We start from the raw sequence: 18,910 nt of genomic DNA, 5'->3' as shown, positions 1-18,910 counted from the left end.
TACCGGTCCTGGCAACCGCGAGGGTTGAACTGCACGCGCTATGAAAGCGCACAGCGACCGCTATTTTCTCCTATTTAGCGGCACGTACTTCAAATTCTCGGGACCGGTGTAATTTGCGCTCGGACGGATGATCTTGTTGTCGATCCGCTGCTCGATAACGTGCGCACTCCAGCCTGCCGTGCGGGAGATCACGAACAGCGGGGTGAACATCGCCGTCGGCACGCCCATCATGTGATACGAAACGGCGCTGAACCAGTCGAGATTTGGAAACATCTTTTTCACATCTGCCATCACTGTTTCAAGTCGCTCGGCGATATCGAACAGCTTCAGGTTGCCCGCTTCCTTCGAGAGCTTCTTCGCGACTTCCTTGATGACCTTGTTACGCGGGTCCGAAATCGTGTACACCGGGTGACCGAAACCGATCACTACTTCCTTGTTTTCGACGCGCTTGCGGATATCGGCTTCGGCTTCGTCAGGCGTCTGATAGCGCGACTGGATTTCAAACGCGGCTTCGTTGGCGCCGCCGTGCTTCGGACCGCGCAGTGCGCCGATCGCGCCGGTAATCGCCGAGTAGATGTCCGATCCCGTGCCCGCGATCACGCGGCCGGTGAACGTCGAGGCGTTGAATTCATGCTCGGCGTACAGGTTCAGCGACACATGCATCGCATCGACCCATGCTTTCGACGGCTCCACACCGTGCAGCAGGTGCAGGAAGTGACCGCCGATCGAGTCGTCATCGGTTTCGACTTCGATGCGCTTGCCGTTGTGCGAGTAGTGGTACCAGTACAGCAGCATCGAACCGAGCGAGGCCATCAGCTTGTCGGCAATATCACGTGCGCCCGGCAGATTGTGATCGTCTTTCTCCGGAAGCACGGTGCCGAGCACCGACACGCCGGTGCGCATCACGTCCATCGGGTGAGCGGCGGCCGGAATCCATTCCAGCGCGGCTTTGACGTTCGCGGGCAGGCCGCGCAGCGCCTTGAGCTTGGTTTTGTAGGCGGTCAGTTCGGCTTGCGTCGGCAGCTTTTCGTGGACCAGCAGATACGCGATCTCTTCGAATTCGCATGCCCCGGCGATGTCGAGAATGTCGTAGCCGCGGTAGTGCAGATCGTTGCCGGTCTTGCCGACCGTGCAAAGGGCAGTGTTGCCAGCCGTTACGCCGGACAGCGCGACGGATTTCTTCGGTTTGAAGCCGCTTTTAGGTTCGTTCTCGCCTTGTGCACCGGCGGTTTGCGTCGTCTCGCTCATCTCCCGCAATCTCCTTTGTGCCTGCTCATGATGCGGCTTGCCCGTTAGCGCCCACTTTCGTGAAGAGCGGCGCGGCGTCTTGCGGGACGGCGCGGCCAGTGGATTGCGCGCGACGCAGCACCGACCAGTAATAGCGATAGCTCGCCCGGTCGTGCAGCGTGTCGTGATGGCGCGTCGGTCCCCATTGCGCCGACTGCGCGGTGAGCAGAATTTCGGTAGCGGTGACGATCTCTTCGTCGCGCGGTGCAAACGCGGCCACGATCGCCTCGATCTGCGCCGGATGGATGCTCCACATGCGCGTGTAGCCGAACTCGTTGCGGGCGCGCGCCGCGTCGCTTGCGACCACGCTCATGTCGCGCACTTCCGTGCTGACGTTATGCGACGGCACCTTGCCGTGCGCGTGACAGGCCGCCGAGATCTCGAGCTTCGCGCGCCGCACCAGCGGGTGATCGAACTGACCGGGGGAGCGCATGGCGGTATCGGGGATCGCACCGTCGTGCGCGGAAACCAAGTCCATCAGGCCGAAGCTCAGCGCCTCGACGCCGGGGAGCGCGGCCAGATCGAACACGCGCGTCAACGCGCCATGCGTTTCGACCAGCAGTTGCACCGGCACCGGCTGCGCAATGCCGAGTTCACGTCGCGTCGCCTCGATGAACGCGACCATTTCGGCGGCATCGGGGACGTTGCGGATCTTCGGGAGGGTGATGTAAGCAGGCGCTCGCTTTGCGGCGCGCAGAATGAGATGGACATCGTCACGCCAGTGCGCGTGATCGAAGTCGTGGATCCGCACGCCGACGCGGCCGAAGCGGTCATGCTCGCTGCCCAGCAGCGACGCGACCAGCTCCGCATGTTCGGCTTCCCGGCCGACCTGCGCGCCGTCTTCACAATCGAGCGTGATGTCGAACACCGGGCCGAGTTGCTGCTGCAACGCGAGCGATTTCAGCATCAGCTTCTCGCTGCCGGCGTAGTGATCGCAGGCAGGCAGCACAGCGGGCGGCACTTCGCCGTCAAACAGCACTTCGGCGGGTGTGAGGGCGCGCATCGTCGGCGTCAGGAGCGTGGGTGGTCGTTAGGGGAATCTGATGCGGATGCGCTCTGTTCGGCCATCGTCAGGCAGCCGCACAAAACGCGTTCGGATCAGATGCGAACGCCGGTGTGGCCAAGCGCCGTACCTGCATTCGCACGCAAAAAACCGGAACCCGCCGCGATAAAGCTACGGAGTTCCGGTTCGTCTGCATCAGAGGCGCTTAGCCGAGCAGGTGTTGAACGCCTTCGCGCTCTTCCAGCAGCTCGTTCAGCGTGCCGTCCATCTTTTCGCGCGAGAACGCGTCGATTGCCAGGCCTTCAACGCGCTTGTACTCGCCGTTTTCGCACGTAACCGGCACACCATAGATGATGTCTTCCGGAATACCATACGAACCGTCCGACGGGATACCCATCGTGACCCACTTGCCATTCGTGCCGAGCACCCAGTCGCGCACGTGGTCGATTGCAGCGTTAGCTGCCGACGCTGCCGACGAGAGGCCGCGCGCTTCGATGATCGCGGCGCCGCGCTTGCCGACGGTCGGGATGAACGTGTTGCGGTTCCATTCTTCGTCGTTGATCAGCTTGGTCAGGTCTTGACCTTCTGCCGTTGCAACGCGGAAGTCCGGGTACATGGTCGGCGAGTGGTTGCCCCACACAGCCAGCTTTTCGATCGAAGCGACCGGCTTGCCCGACTTGGCGGCCAGTTGCGACAGCGCGCGGTTGTGGTCTAGGCGCAGCATGGCGGTGAAGTTCTTCTTCGGCAGATCCGGCGCCGACTTCATTGCAATGTATGCATTCGTGTTGGCCGGGTTGCCGACCACCAGCACCTTCACGTCGCGGCTGGCGACTTCGTTCAGCGCCTTGCCCTGAACCGTGAAGATTTCGGCGTTTGCCGACAGCAGGTCTTTACGCTCCATGCCTTTCGAACGCGGACGTGCGCCGACCAGCAGGGCAACGTCTGCATCCTTGAATGCAACCTTCGGGTCGTCAGTGATCACGACACCCGACAGCAGCGGGAATGCGCAATCATCCAGTTCCATCACGACGCCTTTGACGGCGCCTTGCGCTTGCGGCAGGTCGAGCAGTTGCAGGATAACCGGCTGATCTTTGCCGAGCAGATCGCCATTGGCGATGCGGAACAGCAGGGAGTAAGCGATTTGACCTGCGGCGCCGGTGACGGCAACGCGCTTTGCGGGCTTAGCCATTGAGAAATCTCCAGGACGATGCGTTAGACGCTAGGGAAAACGCCATTCTATATGCGCGTTCAGCGAAGCGTTGTGAAACACGGCGGAATTCACTGTTCGCGTACGGCCTCGGAATGTGCCGAGGCTGTGCGGCGCGCTGCGGCAAGACCGCCATGCCGGAAACCTGTACCGCCGAGCGGGGAGCAGGGCATCTTGGCGCCGGGTAGCCGCTGCACGGTGCGGGCTCCTGCAAACAGCGCGTTTCGGCAAGCGTCTGACCAACGAATGGCGGCGAATCGAAACCTGGACTGCGTGGGAACAGCATGGTGCAGAGTGGCTGCCGGTGCGCTACGGCGCTGCGTTGCATAGTGCAAAACAGCCGCCGAAAAACCCGCAAACCCTTGCTCGACAAGGAGTGTAGGAGCCGTCAGACACAAAGTCAACATTATCTTATGTCTTATATAAGACATATCTATTGCGGGGAAAACCCTAGACGCGGCCCAGCCCTTTATGATGAAATGCGCGGATGAATTCGAACCCGGCGAACACCACGAATCCGAGCGGCCAGGCGGCTGCGGGAGAGGGTGTATCCGCTGCCGCACCCGCTACGTCGCCTACTTTCAGCCCCTTGTATCAGCAGATCAAGGGCTTGATTACGCAGAGCCTCGAAAGCGGCGAATGGAAACCTGGCGAGATCATTCCTAGTGAAGTCGAATTGGCGGCAAGATTCAAGGTCAGTCAGGGAACAGTGCGCAAAGCGATCGACGAGCTTGCCGCCGACAACCTGCTGGTGCGCCGCCAGGGTAAGGGTACTTTTGTTGCAACGCACAACGAAGATCGCGCGCAGTTTCGCTTCCTCAGATTACTGGCCGATGACGGCGCGGAGCACCCGCACGTTAGCCGCCTGCTTGAATGCCGGCGCTTGCGCGCTTCGGCGGACATCGCCCGGCAACTCGATCTCAAGCCCGCCGATCCGGTGGTGCTGATCAAGCGCTTGCTGCAGTTCGACGGCGAAGTCACGGTACTCGACGAAATCTGGTTGCCCGGCGCGGTGTTCCGCGGGCTCACGCTCGAGCGGCTGTCGGAGTATAAAGGTCCCCTCTACGCGATGTTCGAGACTGAATTCGGCACCCGCATGATCCGCGCAACGGAGAAGATCCGTGCAGTCGCGGCCGAGCCTTCAGTGGCTGACCTGCTGCATGTGCCGGCGGGTTTTCCGCTGCTGTCGGTTGAACGCGTCTCCTATACATATGGAGACCGGCCGGTTGAGGTGCGCCGTGGTTGGTATGTCACAACCGGGTATTACTATCAGAACGATCTGAGCTGAGTCGGATGAAAAAAGGCGCCGCGTCCCACACGCGCGCCTGTTTGAAGGCGCCTTTATCGCGCACGCTGTAACGGACCTGTGGTGGTTTTCGCTGCAGCGCGATATGAAAAGGCGCTAAAATTGCGGATTAGTGTGACTACATAGTAGGGGTCTAGCATGGCTGAAGCCGTAAAAAAACCGAGGCCGGAATTCCGGAACATCGGTATCGGGCAGATTTTGACGGCATACCGTCTCCCGCTAGCGGGGCGAGTGTCGATCTTGCACCGCCTAAGCGGTGGTCTGCTTTTTGTTTTTCTTCCGTTCCTGCTGTACCTCTTCGATCAGAGCCTGACTTCCGAACTGAGTTTCGAAGTCTTCAAAGGCTTCCTCTCCAACATCGTCGTCAAGCTCATCACGCTCGTTCTCGCGTGGGCCTTCCTGTTTCACTTCTGCGCCGGTGTCCGTCACCTGTTCATGGACACAAGCCACGGTCTCACGACTAAAGAGAAGGGCAAGCAAACCTCCATCGTGGTGCTGGTCGTTTCGTCGCTTCTGACGATTGCATTCGCGCTCAAACTCTTCGGAGCATTCTAAAAAAATGGCAGCTAATAACCGAATCGGTCCGAAGCGTCTCGTCGTCGGCGCACATTACGGTCTGCGCGACTGGCTCGCCCAGCGCATTACCGCCTGCATCATGGCCGTCTACACGGTGATCCTGCTCGCGTGGTTCTTCGGCGCGCGCGATTTCTCGTATGACGGCTGGGCGTCGATCTTTGCAACGCAATGGATGAAGCTCGCCACGTTTGTCACGCTGCTGTCACTGTTCTATCACGCGTGGGTTGGTATCCGCGACATCTGGATGGACTATGTGAAGCCCGTTGGCATGCGCCTGTTTCTTCAAGCGCTGACGATCGTCTGGCTGCTCGCATGTGCGGGCTACGCTGCGCAGATTCTCTGGAGAGTGTAAAAGAATGGCTGCAATCAAGAATTCTCTGCCGCGTCGCAAATTCGACGTGGTTATCGTCGGCGCAGGCGGCTCGGGGATGCGCGCTTCGCTGCAACTCGCGCGCGCCGGTCTGTCGGTTTGCGTGCTGTCGAAAGTGTTCCCGACGCGTTCGCACACGGTGGCTGCCCAGGGCGGTATCGGTGCTTCGCTTGGCAACATGAGCGAAGACAATTGGCACTATCACTTCTACGACACGATCAAGGGTTCCGACTGGCTCGGCGACCAGGACGCGATCGAGTTCATGTGCCGTGAAGCACCGAACGCTGTGTACGAACTGGAACACATGGGCATGCCGTTCGACCGCAATGCGGACGGCACGATCTATCAGCGCCCGTTCGGCGGCCACACCGCCAACTACGGCGAAAAGCCGGTGCAACGCGCTTGCGCGGCCGCTGACCGTACCGGTCACGCGCTGCTGCACACGCTGTACCAGCAAAACGTGGCTGCCAAGACGCAATTCTTCGTCGAATGGATGGCGCTGGATCTGATCCGCGACGCCGACGGCGACGTGCTTGGCGTGACCGCGCTGGAAATGGAAACCGGCGACGTCTATATCCTCGAAGGCAAGACCACGCTGTTCGCTACGGGCGGCGCGGGCCGGATCTTCGCTGCATCCACGAACGCGTTCATCAACACCGGTGACGGCCTGGGCATGGCTGCGCGTTCGGGCATCGCACTGCAAGACATGGAATTCTGGCAATTCCACCCCACCGGCGTGGCCGGCGCGGGCGTGCTGATTACCGAAGGCGTGCGTGGTGAAGGCGGCATTCTGCGTAACTCGAACGGCGAGCGTTTCATGGAACGCTACGCGCCGACGCTGAAGGACTTGGCGCCGCGCGACTTCGTTTCGCGTTCGATGGACCAGGAAATCAAGGAAGGCCGTGGCGTGGGTCCGAACAAGGACCACGTGCTGCTCGACCTGTCGCACATCGGCGCCGAGACGATCATGAAGCGTCTGCCGTCGATCCGCGAAATCGCCATGAAGTTCGCGAACGTCGATTGTATTAAAGAGCCGATTCCGGTTGTGCCGACCATCCACTATCAGATGGGTGGTATCCCGACGAACATCAACGGCCAGGTCGTTGGCACGTCGAAGGGCCATAAGGAAGTCGTCAACGGTTTCTACGCAGTGGGCGAATGCTCGTGCGTGTCGGTGCACGGCGCAAACCGTCTCGGCACGAACTCGCTGCTCGACCTGGTGGTGTTCGGCCGCGCGGCCGGTAACCACATTGTCAAGCACGTGCGGGAAATCAAGGAGCACAAGCCGCTGCCGGCCGACGCTGGCGATTTCTCGCTGGCTCGTCTGAACAAGCTGGACAAGTCCACGTCGGGCGAATACTCGCAAACCGTCGCGGCCGAGATCCGCTCCACGATGCAGGCGCACGCCGGCGTGTTCCGCACGTCGAAGCTGCTGGCCGAAGGCGTCGAGCGGATTCGCGAAGTGGCTGCACGTGTCGACAACATCTACCTGAAAGACAAGTCGAAGGTGTTCAACACGGCACGTGTTGAAGCGTTGGAAGTGGAGAACCTGATCGAAGTGGCACGCGCCACGATGGTTTCCGCCGAAGCGCGCAAGGAAAGCCGCGGCGCGCACGCGCAAGACGACTTTGAACATCGCGACGACGAAAACTGGCTGCGCCATACGCTGTGGTTCAGCGAAGGCGATCGCCTCGACTACAAGCCGGTTCAGATGCAACCGCTGACGGTCGAATCGGTACCGCCGAAAGCGCGTACCTTCTAAGGCACAAGTCAAAGGAATTCAGAAATGGCTAAGCGTACATTTGAAATTTACCGCTACGACCCGGATAAGGACGCAGCACCGCGCATGCAAACGTACGAGATCGAAATCGACTCGCACGAACGCATGCTGCTCGACGCGCTGCTCAAGCTGAAGGCGATGGACGAAACCTTGTCGTTCCGCCGTTCGTGCCGCGAAGGCGTGTGCGGTTCGGACGCAATGAACATCAACGGCAAGAACGGTCTGGCTTGCTTGCAGAACATGAACGACCTGCCGCAGAAGATCGTGCTGCGTCCGCTGCCGGGCCTGCCCGTCGTGCGCGACCTGATCTGCGACTTCACGCAGTTCTTTAACCAGTACCACTCGATCAAGCCGTACCTGATCAACGACACGCCGCCGCCGGAAAAGGAACGTCTGCAGTCGCCGGAAGAGCGCGACGAGCTGGACGGCCTGTACGAATGTATTCTGTGCGCTAGCTGCTCCACGTCGTGCCCGAGCTTCTGGTGGAATCCGGACAAGTTCGTCGGCCCGGCTGGCCTGTTGCAAGCCTATCGTTTCATCGCGGACAGCCGTGACGAAGCGACGGGTGAACGCCTCGACAACCTGGAAGATCCGTACCGTCTGTTCCGTTGCCATACGATCATGAATTGCGTCGACGTCTGCCCGAAGGGCCTGAACCCGACCAAGGCGATTGGCAAGATCAAGGAATTGATGGTTCGCCGCGCTGTCTGAGATGGACCTAACATCGCATCAGTCCGACCCTCTCCGCCGCGCGCGCCTTCGCTGGCGTGCGCGGCGGGGCCTGCTGGAAAACGATCTGATTTTTGAACGTTTTTTCAGCCGATATGAGCATGACCTCAGCGATGCGGATGTAGGCGCTCTCACGCGCCTGCTCGAGCTGAGCGATAACGACCTGATGGACTTGCTGCTGGTCCGCAAGGAACCGGAAGGCGAGCTTGCCGACCCGGATGTGATCCGGGTGCTGGAGCTGTTGCGGAATGCTTGAGCGCCGCTAACGCCTTGAGCGCCGGTTGTCCGTTGTTCCCAGGCGTGCAAATTATCGAAACCCTGTTTCCATACTTCGATTGAGGATGTGCTATGACCCCGTCAGATGTTAAAGCCACGCTATCGTTCAGCGACAATTCGCCGAGCGTTGAAATGCCGATTTACAAGGGCACTCTCGGCCCGGACGTGATCGACATCCGCAAACTGTACGGCCAGACTGGCAAGTTCACGTACGATCCGGGCTTTATGTCGACGGCGGCGTGCAATTCGGCGATCACCTACATCGACGGCGACAAGGGCGAGTTGCTGTACCGCGGCTACCCGATCGACAACCTCGCGGAAAATGCCGACTTTCTCGAAACCTGCTACCTGTTGCTGAAGGGCGAACTGCCGAACGCGCAGCAGAAGGACGAGTTCGTGGGCACCGTCACGAAGCACACGATGGTGCACGAGCAGATGCACTTCTTCTTCCGCGGTTTCCGTCGCGACGCGCACCCGATGGCGATTCTGGTTGCGGCTGTCGGCGCACTGTCGGCGTTCTATCACGACTCGCTCGACATCAACAATCCGCGTCACCGTGAAGTGTCGGCCATCCGCATGATCGCGAAGCTGCCGACGCTGGTCGCCATGGCGTACAAGTACAGCATCGGCCAGCCGTTTGCGTACCCGAAGAACGACCTCTCGTACAGCGCGAACTTCATGCACATGATGTTCTCGAACCCGTGCGAAGAGTACAAGGTCAACGACGTGCTGGTGCGCGCGCTCGATCGCATCCTGATCCTGCACGCTGACCACGAACAGAATGCCTCGACCTCGACGGTTCGTCTGGCGGGTTCGTCGGGCGCTAACCCGTTCGCATGTATCGCAGCGGGTATCGCTTGTCTGTGGGGCCCGGCGCACGGTGGTGCGAACGAAGCCGCACTGAACATGTTGGAAGAAATCGGCTCGGTCGACAACATTCCTGAGTTCATCAAGCAGGTGAAGGACAAGAACTCGGGCGTGAAGCTGATGGGTTTCGGTCACCGCGTGTACAAGAACTACGATCCGCGTGCGAAGCTGATGCGCGAAACCTGCCACGAAGTGCTGGAAGAACTGGGCCTGCACGACGACCCGCTGTTCAAGCTGGCCATGGCACTGGAAAAGATCGCGCTGGAAGACGAATACTTCGTGTCGCGCAAGCTGTACCCGAACGTCGACTTCTACTCGGGCATCGTGCAACGCGCGCTGGGCATCCCGACGTCGATGTTCACGTGTATCTTCGCGATGGCACGTACGGTCGGCTGGATTGCGCAGTGGAACGAAATGATTGCCGATCCGGAACAGAAGATTGGCCGTCCGCGTCAGCTGTTCGTCGGCGATACGCCGCGTGAAGCGAAGCCGATTGCGCAACGTTGATCGGGTTTGAGTCTGCGAGGTTCGTAGTGTTGTGACTGCTGCGAACCAGTGCGGAATCAGCTGATAAAAAGCGCCCCAACGGGTTTATCGTTGGGGCGTTTTGTTTTGTGACGCGCCGTACCGTGGCTCGTGGCGTGGCGCCGCGCCATATCGCGCCGTCAAGCCTGCGCGCGCGTCTGACGTCGCCGGGTTCGTTCGAGGGAAGGCGGCCGTATCTCGAGGTTGGCCGGCGTTGCGCCGGCGTCCTTCGGCGCGTGTCCGTAGGTTTCGAAAAAACGCCGGTACGCGCTCGGCGTCATGCCGCGTGCCGAAAGGAACTGTCGATTGAAATTGGCGAGATTCGGGAACCCGGCCTTCGTTGCGATCAGCGCGATCGGCCAGCCCGTGCCGGTCAGTTGCCGCGCTGCATAGCCGATGCGCAGCCGGTTCAGATGACGCCCGACGCTCTCGCCTACATGCCGCACGAAGTAGCGGTGTAGCGAGCGTTCCGAGAGGTTTGCCACCTCGCATAGTTCGGCAATGCGCAACGGTTCGTGGAAACGTCGCTCAAGCAGGTCGAGTACACGATTCAACCGCTCCGCTTCCGACGCGCTACCGCCTGGCGCGACAGCGGGTGCGATGCCGGCCTTATGCATGGCTTGCACCGTTTGCACGGTTTGTCCGCTTTGAGCGCTACGAGCGCGTTCTTGCCGCGCGCTCCGCGCACGAGCATGCGCAGCCGGCGACGCCAACGGCTCCGATCCCGTTTCAGACAGGCAAGCGAGCACTTCCAGCACGGCGCCAAGCCGCACACGCGGCGACTCATTCAGCAACGCGCCCATTTGCCCGCGCATCAACGCCACAGCGTCAGGCGCGAACCGCAGCCCCGGCGCACCGCGTCTGAGCAGCGTGCGCAACGAAGCAAACTCCGGACAGCAATCAGCCATCCGCCGCGCCCAATCGCCGCTGAACCAGACCACGATCGCCACCTGCGGCTCACGCGCATCGATCGGCTCTGTCGACGCCCACGTGTGCGGCATGTCCGGCGGCACCAGCACGAGATCGTCGCCGCTGTAATCGGCGATGTGGTCGCCGACGAAGCGCCTGCCGCGGCTATTCATCGTCAGCGTCAGTTCGTACTCTGGGTGGTGGTGCCATTCGAACGGAATCTGCGCGAGCTGGCGGTGATACACGCGCACTGAGCAACCGGCAGGGATGGTGACGCGTTCGTATTGGGGTTTCACGGTACGCGACCTTGCCGCGGGAAGGAACGGCGGCGAATGTCCGAATTATATCGATAATTGGCCGGAAAGGATGCATGTCAGGCGCCAAAGGTCCCTAATCTGGACGCACTGCAGCCCCACACAAAACCGATGCCAGGAGACAAACCATGCCGCTCGTGATCGACAATCTTCCGGAAGCGATCCGCACCACAAAACGCGCGCTGCGCGCCGCGTTGCCGAACTATGCGCAGGTGTTCAACGAAGTCCAAGGCGCGATCCGACAGCAGGTCGACGCCATCCGCCGCGACCGTGAGCAGGGGTGCGAAGCGATTCCCGTGTTCGATTACTCGAGTATCGTTTCCGGCGACGTCGACCCCGCCACAATCGCCCGAATCAAGACGCGCGGCGCATGCGTGGTGCGCGGGGTTTTCTCTTGCCAGCAAGCCAGCGACTGGAACGATGAAATCGCGCAATACGTCGAGCGCAATAACCTCGACGACAAACTCGCCCACCGCGCGGAGGATAAATACTTCGGTAATCTCCCGTCGAGCAAGCCGCAGATCTACGGCGTCTACTGGTCGAAACCGCAGACGGCGGCGCGTCAGTCAGAACAGCTGACGAACACGCGCGTGTTCCTCAATCGTTTGTGGACATCGGAGAGCGAAGGGAAGCAGCACTTCGATCCGGAGCGCGTGCCGGTCTACGCGGATCGTATCCGCCGCCGGCCGCCCGGCTCGGAATCGCTGGGTTTGTCGCCGCACGTCGACGGCGGATCGGTCGAACGCTGGCTCGATCCGAATTTTCAGCAGGTCTACCGGCACGTGTTGTCGGGCAACTGGCGCGCTTACGATCCGTTCGATGCCGCCTTCCGTCCCGATGTACAGGAGATCCCGTCGCCAGCCGTATGCTCGATGTTTCGCACCTTCCAGGGCTGGACCGCGCTGACGGCGCAAGGACCCGGCGACGGCACGTTGCAGTTGATCCCGATCGCCAACGCTATGGCCTACGTGATCCTGCGCGCCTTGCAGGACGACGTTCCCGACGACGAACTCTGCGGCGCACAACCGGCGCGCGCGCTGTCGATCAAACCTGAATGGCACAGCCTGCTGCTCGAAGCGGTTACGCCGATCCCGCACATGCAGGCGGGAGACGCCGTATTCTGGCACAGCGACGTCGTGCATTCGGTCGAAGACGCGCATAAAGGCAGCGGCTACAGCAACGTGATGTACATCTCGTCGGCGCCATGGTGCGCAAAAAACGAGGCGTATCTGAAGCGCCAACTGCCGAGCTTCTTGCGTGGCGAGAGCCCGCCGGATTTCCCCGCCGATCATTTCGAAACCGACTTTATCGGCCGCGCACAAGAAAGCGATTTGACGCCGCTGGGGCGCTCGCAACTAGGGTTCGATCCCGCGCGCTGAGTCTGAATGCGTGGCTGCGGGTGTTGGCGCATAAAGCGCCACGCCGCGCTAACCCCTGAACATGCGTGGCGTTGCATCGCGCACGTCACCCAATCCCTTGCCGGGTAACACCCATACAGGTATCGCCACTACCACCCAACTCCCTGTTTTTTATCGGTTTTCTCCGCAGTCGAAGGGCCCAAAGCAGGGTTCTGCATGGCATAATCGACCGACACAGTCAGCCCGCAGTCATCACTACCCCGCATACCATGGCACAGACTCTCTACGACAAATTGTGGAACACACACGTGGTCCACACGGAAGAAGACGGTACGACGATTCTCTATATCGACCGCCACCTGCTGCACGAAGTCACCAGCCCTCAGGCGTTCGAAGGTCTGAAACTGGCTGAGCGTCCGGTGTGGCGTATCAGCGCGAATCTGGCGGTGTCGGACCACAACGTCCCCACCACGGATCGCAGCCACGGCATCGCCGATCCGGTCTCCAAGCTGCAAGTCGATACGCTCGACACGAATTGCGACGCCTACGGCATCACGCAGTTCAAGATGAACGATCTGCGCCAAGGCATCGTGCACATCATCGGGCCGGAGCAGGGCGCTACGCTGCCGGGCATGACCATCGTCTGCGGTGACTCGCACACGTCCACGCACGGCGCGTTCGGCGCGCTGGCGCACGGCATTGGCACGTCGGAAGTCGAGCATGTGCTGGCCACGCAAACGCTCTTACAGAAGAAGAGCAAGAACATGCTGGTGAAGGTCGAAGGCCCGTTGCCGCGCGGCTGTACCGCGAAAGACATCGTGCTCGCGATCATCGGCAAGATCGGCACGGCAGGCGGCACCGGCTACGCAATCGAATTCGGCGGCTCGACGATTCGCGCGCTGTCCATGGAAGGCCGTATGACGGTCTGCAACATGGCGATCGAAGCAGGCGCGCGCGCCGGCATGGTCGCCGTGGACGACACCACCATCGAATACTTGAAGGGCCGTCCCTTCTCGCCGTCAGCCGTCGAGTGGGATCACGCGGTCGAGTACTGGAAGCAGTTCAAGTCGGACGAAGGCGCACAGTTCGACCGCGTGGTCGAACTGAACGCTGCGGAAATCGTGCCGCAAGTCACGTGGGGCACGTCGCCGGAAATGGTCACGGCCGTGGACGGCCGCGTGCCGGATCCGGAGCGCGAAAAAGACCCGGTCAAGCGCGACGCAATGGAGCGTGCGTTGAAATATATGGCGCTCGAACCCAATGCGCCGATCGAATCCATCAAGCCGGATAAAATCTTCATCGGGTCGTGCACCAACGCGCGCATTGAAGACATTCGCGCCGCGGCATACGTCGTGAAGAAGCTCGGCCGCCGCGTCGCGCCGAACATCCGTCTGGCCATGGTCGTGCCGGGTTCGGGTCTGGTGAAGGCGCAAGCGGAACGCGAAGGCCTCGACAAGGTCTTTACTGATGCCGGTTTCGAATGGCGTGAGCCCGGTTGTTCGATGTGTCTCGCCATGAACGCCGACCGGTTGGACCCGGGCGAGCGTTGCGCGTCCACATCGAATCGTAATTTCGAAGGTCGTCAGGGCGCCGGTGGCCGTACCCACCTCGTGAGCCCCGCGATGGCTGCCGCCGCGGCTATCGAAGGGCATTTCGTCGATATTCGCAAGCTTGGATAAACACGCATGATGAAGAACATGAATGGCACCACTCTATTGCGCCGCTTCGCACTCGGTACGCTGGCCGCGCTATTGCTCGGTCTGGCCGGCTGCAATACGGTGCACGGATTTGGCGAGGACATGTCGCACCTCGGCAATTCGATCAGCAATCACGCTGACAAATAAGCGGTTTTTGATTTTTGCCGGCGATGCGGCGAGCGGCTTTCCGGCCGCCACGCGCATCGCCCGGTCTTGAAACAGGCGCAAGCGTCATGGATAAATTCATCGTACATACCGGCGTCGTGGCGCCGCTCGATCGCGAGAACGTCGACACGGACGCGATCATTCCGAAGCAATTCCTGAAGTCGATCAAGCGCACGGGTTTCGGTCCGAATGCGTTCGACGAATGGCGTTACCTCGACCACGGCGAGCCGGGTCAAGACAACTCGAAGCGTCCGCTGAATCCGGATTTCGTGCTGAATCAGCCGCGCTATCAGGGCGCGTCGGTACTGTTGGCGCGCAAGAACTTCGGTTGCGGCAGCTCGCGTGAGCACGCACCGTGGGCGCTGCAGCAGTATGGTTTCCGCGCGATTATTGCGTCGAGCTTCGCCGATATCTTCTACAACAACTGCTTCAAGAACGGCCTGCTGCCGATCGTGCTGACCGAACAGCAAGTCGACCACCTGTTCAACGAAACCTACGCGTTCAACGGCTTCAAGCTGACCATCGATCTCGAAGCGCAAGTCGTGCGCACGTCGGACGGCGGTGCTGAGTATCCGTTTGAAGTCGCGGGCTTCCGCAAGTACTGCCTGCTGAATGGCTTCGACGATATCGGCCTCACGCTGCGTCACGCTGACAAGATTCGCCAGTTCGAAGCCGAGCGGATCGCGAAGCAGCCGTGGCTGGATCACCGCATCGTCGGATAAACGAAAAAATCATCAAGGAAATTCGCATGAAGATCGCAGTCTTGCCGGGCGATGGCATCGGTCCCGAAATCGTCAAGGAGGCCGTGAAGGTCCTGAACGTGCTCGGCGAAAAGTTCGAGCTCGAAGAAGCGCCGGTTGGCGGCGCGGGCTACGAAGCGAAGGGCCATCCGCTGCCCGATTCGACGCTGGCGCTGGCGAAAGAAGCCGATGCGATCCTGTTCGGCGCCGTTGGCGACTGGAAGTACGATTCGCTCGAACGCGCGCTGCGCCCGGAGCAGGCCATTCTCGGTCTGCGTAAGCACCTGCAACTGTTCGCGAACTTCCGTCCGGCAATCTGCTATCCGCAACTCACGGGCGCTTCCTCGTTGAAGGAAGAAATCGTTTCGGGTCTGGACATCCTGATCGTGCGCGAACTGAACGGCGATATCTACTTCGGCGCGCCCCGCGGCGTGCGTTCGTCGCCGGATGGGCTGTTCGAAGGCGCGAAAGAAGGCTTCGACACGATGCGTTATTCGGAACCCGAAGTACGCCGCATTGCGCACGTCGCGTTTCAGGCAGCGCAAAAGCGCCAGAAGAAACTGACGAGCGTAGACAAGGCGAATGTGCTCGAAACGTCGCAGTTCTGGCGCGACGTGATGATCGACGTGTCAAAGGAATACGCAGACGTCGAGTTGTCGCACATGTACGTCGACAACGCGGCCATGCAACTGGTGAAGGCGCCGAAGTCGTTCGACGTGATCGTCACCGGCAACATGTTCGGCGACATCCTGTCCGACGAAGCCGCGATGCTGACGGGTTCGATCGGCATGCTGCCGTCGGCCTCGCTCGACAAGAACAACAAGGGCTTGTACGAGCCGTCGCACGGTTCGGCGCCGGATATCGCCGGCAAGGGCGTGGCGAATCCGCTGGCAACGATCCTGTCGGCCGCGATGATGCTGCGCTATTCGCTGAACAAGGCGGAACAGGCGGATCGCATCGAAAACGCGGTGAAGAAGGTGCTGGAACAGGGCTTCCGCACGGGCGACATTCTGACGCCGGGTTGCAAGCAGGTCGGCACCGTGGCGATGGGCGACGCAGTGGTCGCCGCGCTGTAAGGTGCATTGAAGTAGGCCTTGAAGCAGGAAGTAGTACAGGCGGTAGTTAGGCCGCTAAACAGTCTTCAAAGCGGCCTTTAAAACGCGAATCGGCCTCGAAAGAGGCCGATTCGTGCGTAACACGGGCGATAGCGGCGGAAGATGACGTCGCCAGATTCCGGTTTTCGTGTATATTGTGACGATGGCACACGCAGCTCAAATCTCCTCGATTTCGAAACTGCACGGCAAAACGGCCCGTGTGGTTGAGCTCGCCATTACCACCAAAGCGATTACCCCGAAAACGATCACGAAACGCTGATCGTCCGTCGTGCCCGCTCATCTTCCCCGCGCGGTCACTGCGGGCAAAGATGCGGGGAAGTTTCCACTCGAAGGGTATGAAGTCATGAACGTAGGTCTCGTAGGTTGGCGCGGTATGGTCGGCAGCGTCCTGATGCAACGTATGCAGCAGGAAGGCGATTTCGACTTGATCGAACCGGTGTTTTTCAGCACCAGCAACGCGGGCGGCAACGCGCCGTCGTTCGCCAAAAACGAGACCAAGCTCAAAGATGCGACAAGCATCGAAGACCTGAAGAAGTGCGAAGCGATCATCTCCTGTCAGGGCGGCGATTACACGAACGAAGTGTTCCCGAAGCTGCGCGCAGCGGGCTGGAACGGCTACTGGATCGACGCGGCTTCGTCGCTGCGCATGAAAGATGACGCGGTCATCATTCTCGATCCGGTCAACCTCGACGTGATCAAGAACGCGCTGGTCAAGGGCCAGAAGAATTTCATCGGCGGCAACTGCACGGTCAGCTTGATGCTGATGGCGCTGGGCGGCCTGTTCCGCGAAAACCTCGTCGACTGGATGACGGCCATGACGTATCAGGCCGCTTCGGGCGCGGGCGCGCAGAACATGCGCGAACTGCTGCAACAAATGGGCACGCTGTACGGCGCGGCCAAGGAAGACCTGGCTGATCCCTCGTCGGCGATTCTCGATATCGATCGCCGCGTGCTGAATGCGATGAACAGCGACCGTATGCCGACGGATAACTTCGGCGTGCCGCTCGCCGGCTCGCTGATTCCGTGGATCGACAAGGATCTCGGCAACGGCATGTCGAAGGAAGAGTGGAAGGGCGGCGCGGAAACCAACAAGATCCTCGGCAAGCCGGCCATGGGCACGCCGGGTTCGATCCCGGTAGACGGCCTCTGCGTGCGGATCGGCGCAATGCGCTGCCACTCGCAGGCGCTGACCATCAAGCTGAACAAGGACGTGCCGCTGGACGAAGTGAACAGCATCCTCGCGTCGGGCAACGACTGGGTCAAGGTCGTGCCGAACGAACGCGAAGCGTCGATGCGCGATCTGTCCCCGGCGGTGGTGACGGGCACTTTGACCGTGCCGGTCGGCCGTGTGCGCAAGCTGGCAATGGGCGGCGAATACCTGTCGGCCTTCACGGTCGGCGATCAGCTGCTGTGGGGCGCGGCAGAACCGCTGCGTCGCATGCTTCGCATTGTGCTCGACAAGTAAAGTAAACTACGCGCTCACGACGCGTAGAAAACTCAAGAAGCGTCGCGCTTGCGCGGCGCTTTTTTCATTGTGTGCTCCGATTATCTTGTCTCTTTCCAACCGCAAAAAAGGGCTGCGCGCTGACGCGCCAGGAGTCCCGATGAACCTTCGACTCTCTTCCCTTCGGGCTAAGTCTATGCATCAAGGTACTGGCCGACTGGTGGCCGCAGCCGCTTTGGCGCTCGCGCTGGCCGGCGTCGGCGTGGGTAGCGCGGTGGCCGCGCCGGGCGACGCTGCGAGCGCGCCGGAGGGCGCTTCTGTTTCTTACGCCGCCGGGAGTCAATATACGGTGCGGTCCGGGCAATCGTTGAACGACGTGGCGATTGCCGTCACGCAATCGCACGACAAGGGGACGCTCGCACGCGCTTCGCGCGCGCTGTTCGATGCGAATCCGAATGCCTTCATGAGTCATGATCCGAGCCGGATGCGCGTCGGCGCACTGTTGACGATCCCGGCGCTGGATGCGACCGGCGGTCCGGCAGCTTCTGCGCCGGTTGCGGGGTCTGCGTCTGCCGCGCCATCGGCTGCTACGACCGCGCCTGCTTCCGCGCCGAACGCGGCGGCGGTCGGTGCCGCGAGCGGTGTGGCGCAGGTCAATGCCGCCGCGGCTCGCGCCGCGGCGCCGGCCACGTCTGCGGTCTCAGGGACGGCCAGCTCAACGACTGAAGCAAGCGCGGCGACGCCGGGTAGCTCGACGGCAGCCGGCACGGTCTCGACGGCGCCAGTAGCGGGCTCGCAGGCTGCAGGCGCGTTGCCGGGCAGCGGTGCGCATACTTGGTCGGGCGCGATCCAGCCCTCGGCTAGTGAGGCTGCGGAAGGTGCGTCGGCGGCTGCTTCAGCGACGGCCACCGCACGGCCGGCATCGCAACCGCGTGCACAGGTGTCCAGCTTGCAACAATTGCTTGCGCTGAAAAACCGCGTGCTGATGGAGTTGCAGAAACACGGTATCGGCGGTTCGCCGGCCGCGACGGTCACGCCTTCGACGAACGCTGCGCAGCCGGCTGCTGGCGTTTCGTCTGCGGCGGCCGTTTCCGGTCATGGCGGCGCTGCGATTTCCCCGTCGAGCGACATGGGCATCTCGCAGACGAATTTGAGCGTGGCGGCGGCGATCGGCGCGGCGTTGGTCGTGCTGCTGGCGGCTTTGCGTATGCGTCGGAGGAAGCGTGCTGCTGTTGCCGCGCC

Annotated in this window: 18 protein-coding genes; 14 read left to right on the top strand and 4 right to left on the bottom strand. The window is 61.1% G+C overall.

Annotated elements, in window-relative coordinates:
• Positions 1 to 60 precede the first annotated feature (60 nt).
• The 3 genes from prpC to GNZ13_RS01375 form a co-directional block, all read right to left on the bottom strand.
• On the bottom strand, positions 61 to 1,248 hold the full coding sequence (prpC, locus tag GNZ13_RS01385) for a bifunctional 2-methylcitrate synthase/citrate synthase (RefSeq protein ID WP_172159802.1): 1,188 nt from the start codon (positions 1,246 to 1,248) through the stop codon (positions 61 to 63).
• A 25-nt stretch (positions 1,249 to 1,273) separates the two neighbouring features.
• Complete coding sequence (locus tag GNZ13_RS01380) at positions 1,274 to 2,290, bottom strand: HpcH/HpaI aldolase/citrate lyase family protein (RefSeq protein WP_172159800.1); 1,017 nt, start codon at positions 2,288 to 2,290, stop codon at positions 1,274 to 1,276.
• Positions 2,291 to 2,495: 205 nt separating this feature from the next.
• Positions 2,496 to 3,479 (bottom strand): malate dehydrogenase, encoded by a 984-nt coding sequence (locus tag GNZ13_RS01375; protein WP_074289036.1) that lies wholly within the window; start codon positions 3,477 to 3,479, stop codon positions 2,496 to 2,498.
• Between the two features lie 505 nt (positions 3,480 to 3,984).
• Between GNZ13_RS01375 and GNZ13_RS01370 the strand changes: the two genes are divergently transcribed.
• The 7 genes from GNZ13_RS01370 (at position 3,985) to gltA (ending at position 9,908) form a co-directional block, all read left to right on the top strand.
• Entirely contained in the window at positions 3,985 to 4,785 is an 801-nt protein-coding gene (locus tag GNZ13_RS01370) for a GntR family transcriptional regulator (RefSeq protein WP_172159798.1), read from the top strand.
• Positions 4,786 to 4,941: 156 nt separating this feature from the next.
• On the top strand, positions 4,942 to 5,358 hold the full coding sequence (sdhC, locus tag GNZ13_RS01365) for a succinate dehydrogenase, cytochrome b556 subunit (protein ID WP_074289034.1): 417 nt from the start codon (positions 4,942 to 4,944) through the stop codon (positions 5,356 to 5,358).
• 4 nt (positions 5,359 to 5,362) lie between these two features.
• Positions 5,363 to 5,731 carry a succinate dehydrogenase, hydrophobic membrane anchor protein gene (gene sdhD, locus GNZ13_RS01360; protein WP_063498406.1) on the top strand — a complete coding sequence of 123 codons (369 nt, stop codon included), beginning with the start codon at positions 5,363 to 5,365 and terminating at the stop codon, positions 5,729 to 5,731.
• A gap of 4 nt (positions 5,732 to 5,735) precedes the next feature.
• Positions 5,736 to 7,511, top strand: coding sequence for a succinate dehydrogenase flavoprotein subunit (sdhA, locus tag GNZ13_RS01355; RefSeq protein ID WP_172159796.1), 1,776 nt, complete (start codon positions 5,736 to 5,738; stop codon positions 7,509 to 7,511).
• Between the two features lie 24 nt (positions 7,512 to 7,535).
• Positions 7,536 to 8,240, top strand: a complete 705-nt coding sequence (locus GNZ13_RS01350; protein WP_054034792.1) for a succinate dehydrogenase iron-sulfur subunit — start codon at positions 7,536 to 7,538, stop codon at positions 8,238 to 8,240.
• A gap of 1 nt (position 8,241) precedes the next feature.
• Entirely contained in the window at positions 8,242 to 8,514 is a 273-nt protein-coding gene (locus tag GNZ13_RS01345; RefSeq protein ID WP_172159794.1) for an FAD assembly factor SdhE, read from the top strand.
• A gap of 92 nt (positions 8,515 to 8,606) precedes the next feature.
• Positions 8,607 to 9,908: a citrate synthase gene (gltA, locus tag GNZ13_RS01340; RefSeq protein WP_172159792.1), complete on the top strand. Its 1,302-nt coding sequence runs from the start codon at positions 8,607 to 8,609 to the stop codon at positions 9,906 to 9,908.
• Positions 9,909 to 10,066: 158 nt separating this feature from the next.
• Here the strand turns inward: gltA and GNZ13_RS01335 are convergent, their stop codons facing one another.
• Complete coding sequence (locus GNZ13_RS01335; RefSeq protein WP_172159790.1) at positions 10,067 to 11,131, bottom strand: helix-turn-helix domain-containing protein; 1,065 nt, start codon at positions 11,129 to 11,131, stop codon at positions 10,067 to 10,069.
• Positions 11,132 to 11,277: 146 nt separating this feature from the next.
• On the opposite strand from GNZ13_RS01335, the gene GNZ13_RS01330 reads away from it, so the two are divergent.
• From GNZ13_RS01330 to GNZ13_RS01300, 7 genes are all read left to right on the top strand, one after another.
• On the top strand, positions 11,278 to 12,528 hold the full coding sequence (locus tag GNZ13_RS01330; protein ID WP_172159788.1) for a DUF1479 domain-containing protein: 1,251 nt from the start codon (positions 11,278 to 11,280) through the stop codon (positions 12,526 to 12,528).
• Between the two features lie 248 nt (positions 12,529 to 12,776).
• Positions 12,777 to 14,186: a 3-isopropylmalate dehydratase large subunit gene (gene leuC / locus GNZ13_RS01325; protein ID WP_172159786.1), complete on the top strand. Its 1,410-nt coding sequence runs from the start codon at positions 12,777 to 12,779 to the stop codon at positions 14,184 to 14,186.
• 6 nt (positions 14,187 to 14,192) lie between these two features.
• Complete coding sequence (locus GNZ13_RS01320) at positions 14,193 to 14,351, top strand: entericidin A/B family lipoprotein (protein WP_172159784.1); 159 nt, start codon at positions 14,193 to 14,195, stop codon at positions 14,349 to 14,351.
• Positions 14,352 to 14,437: 86 nt separating this feature from the next.
• Positions 14,438 to 15,091, top strand: coding sequence for a 3-isopropylmalate dehydratase small subunit (leuD, locus tag GNZ13_RS01315; protein WP_172159782.1), 654 nt, complete (start codon positions 14,438 to 14,440; stop codon positions 15,089 to 15,091).
• Positions 15,092 to 15,117: 26 nt separating this feature from the next.
• A complete protein-coding gene (leuB, locus tag GNZ13_RS01310; protein WP_172159780.1) occupies positions 15,118 to 16,185 on the top strand; it encodes a 3-isopropylmalate dehydrogenase in 1,068 nt (355 codons plus the stop codon).
• Positions 16,186 to 16,567: 382 nt separating this feature from the next.
• Complete coding sequence (gene asd, locus GNZ13_RS01305) at positions 16,568 to 17,689, top strand: aspartate-semialdehyde dehydrogenase (protein ID WP_115104877.1); 1,122 nt, start codon at positions 16,568 to 16,570, stop codon at positions 17,687 to 17,689.
• 139 nt (positions 17,690 to 17,828) lie between these two features.
• On the top strand, positions 17,829 to 18,910 hold a 1,082-nt coding region (locus GNZ13_RS01300; protein WP_407945597.1), incomplete at its 3' end, for a type IV pilus assembly protein FimV.

Source organism: Paraburkholderia elongata, from assembly GCF_013177735.1.
Taxonomy (GTDB): domain Bacteria; phylum Pseudomonadota; class Gammaproteobacteria; order Burkholderiales; family Burkholderiaceae; genus Paraburkholderia; species Paraburkholderia elongata.
This window is presented reverse-complemented; position numbering and strand designations above follow the sequence as displayed.

Coding starts and splice junctions, on each gene's coding strand:
- prpC (WP_172159802.1), bottom strand. CDS start 1,248: ATGAGCGAGACGACGCAAACCGCCGGTGCACAAGGCGAGAACGAACCT.
- GNZ13_RS01380 (WP_172159800.1), bottom strand. CDS start 2,290: ATGCGCGCCCTCACACCCGCCGAAGTGCTGTTTGACGGCGAAGTGCCG.
- GNZ13_RS01375 (WP_074289036.1), bottom strand. CDS start 3,479: ATGGCTAAGCCCGCAAAGCGCGTTGCCGTCACCGGCGCCGCAGGTCAA.
- GNZ13_RS01370 (WP_172159798.1), top strand. CDS start 3,985: ATGAATTCGAACCCGGCGAACACCACGAATCCGAGCGGCCAGGCGGCT.
- sdhC (WP_074289034.1), top strand. CDS start 4,942: ATGGCTGAAGCCGTAAAAAAACCGAGGCCGGAATTCCGGAACATCGGT.
- sdhD (WP_063498406.1), top strand. CDS start 5,363: ATGGCAGCTAATAACCGAATCGGTCCGAAGCGTCTCGTCGTCGGCGCA.
- sdhA (WP_172159796.1), top strand. CDS start 5,736: ATGGCTGCAATCAAGAATTCTCTGCCGCGTCGCAAATTCGACGTGGTT.
- GNZ13_RS01350 (WP_054034792.1), top strand. CDS start 7,536: ATGGCTAAGCGTACATTTGAAATTTACCGCTACGACCCGGATAAGGAC.
- GNZ13_RS01345 (WP_172159794.1), top strand. CDS start 8,242: ATGGACCTAACATCGCATCAGTCCGACCCTCTCCGCCGCGCGCGCCTT.
- gltA (WP_172159792.1), top strand. CDS start 8,607: ATGACCCCGTCAGATGTTAAAGCCACGCTATCGTTCAGCGACAATTCG.
- GNZ13_RS01330 (WP_172159788.1), top strand. CDS start 11,278: ATGCCGCTCGTGATCGACAATCTTCCGGAAGCGATCCGCACCACAAAA.
- leuC (WP_172159786.1), top strand. CDS start 12,777: ATGGCACAGACTCTCTACGACAAATTGTGGAACACACACGTGGTCCAC.
- GNZ13_RS01320 (WP_172159784.1), top strand. CDS start 14,193: ATGATGAAGAACATGAATGGCACCACTCTATTGCGCCGCTTCGCACTC.
- leuD (WP_172159782.1), top strand. CDS start 14,438: ATGGATAAATTCATCGTACATACCGGCGTCGTGGCGCCGCTCGATCGC.
- leuB (WP_172159780.1), top strand. CDS start 15,118: ATGAAGATCGCAGTCTTGCCGGGCGATGGCATCGGTCCCGAAATCGTC.
- asd (WP_115104877.1), top strand. CDS start 16,568: ATGAACGTAGGTCTCGTAGGTTGGCGCGGTATGGTCGGCAGCGTCCTG.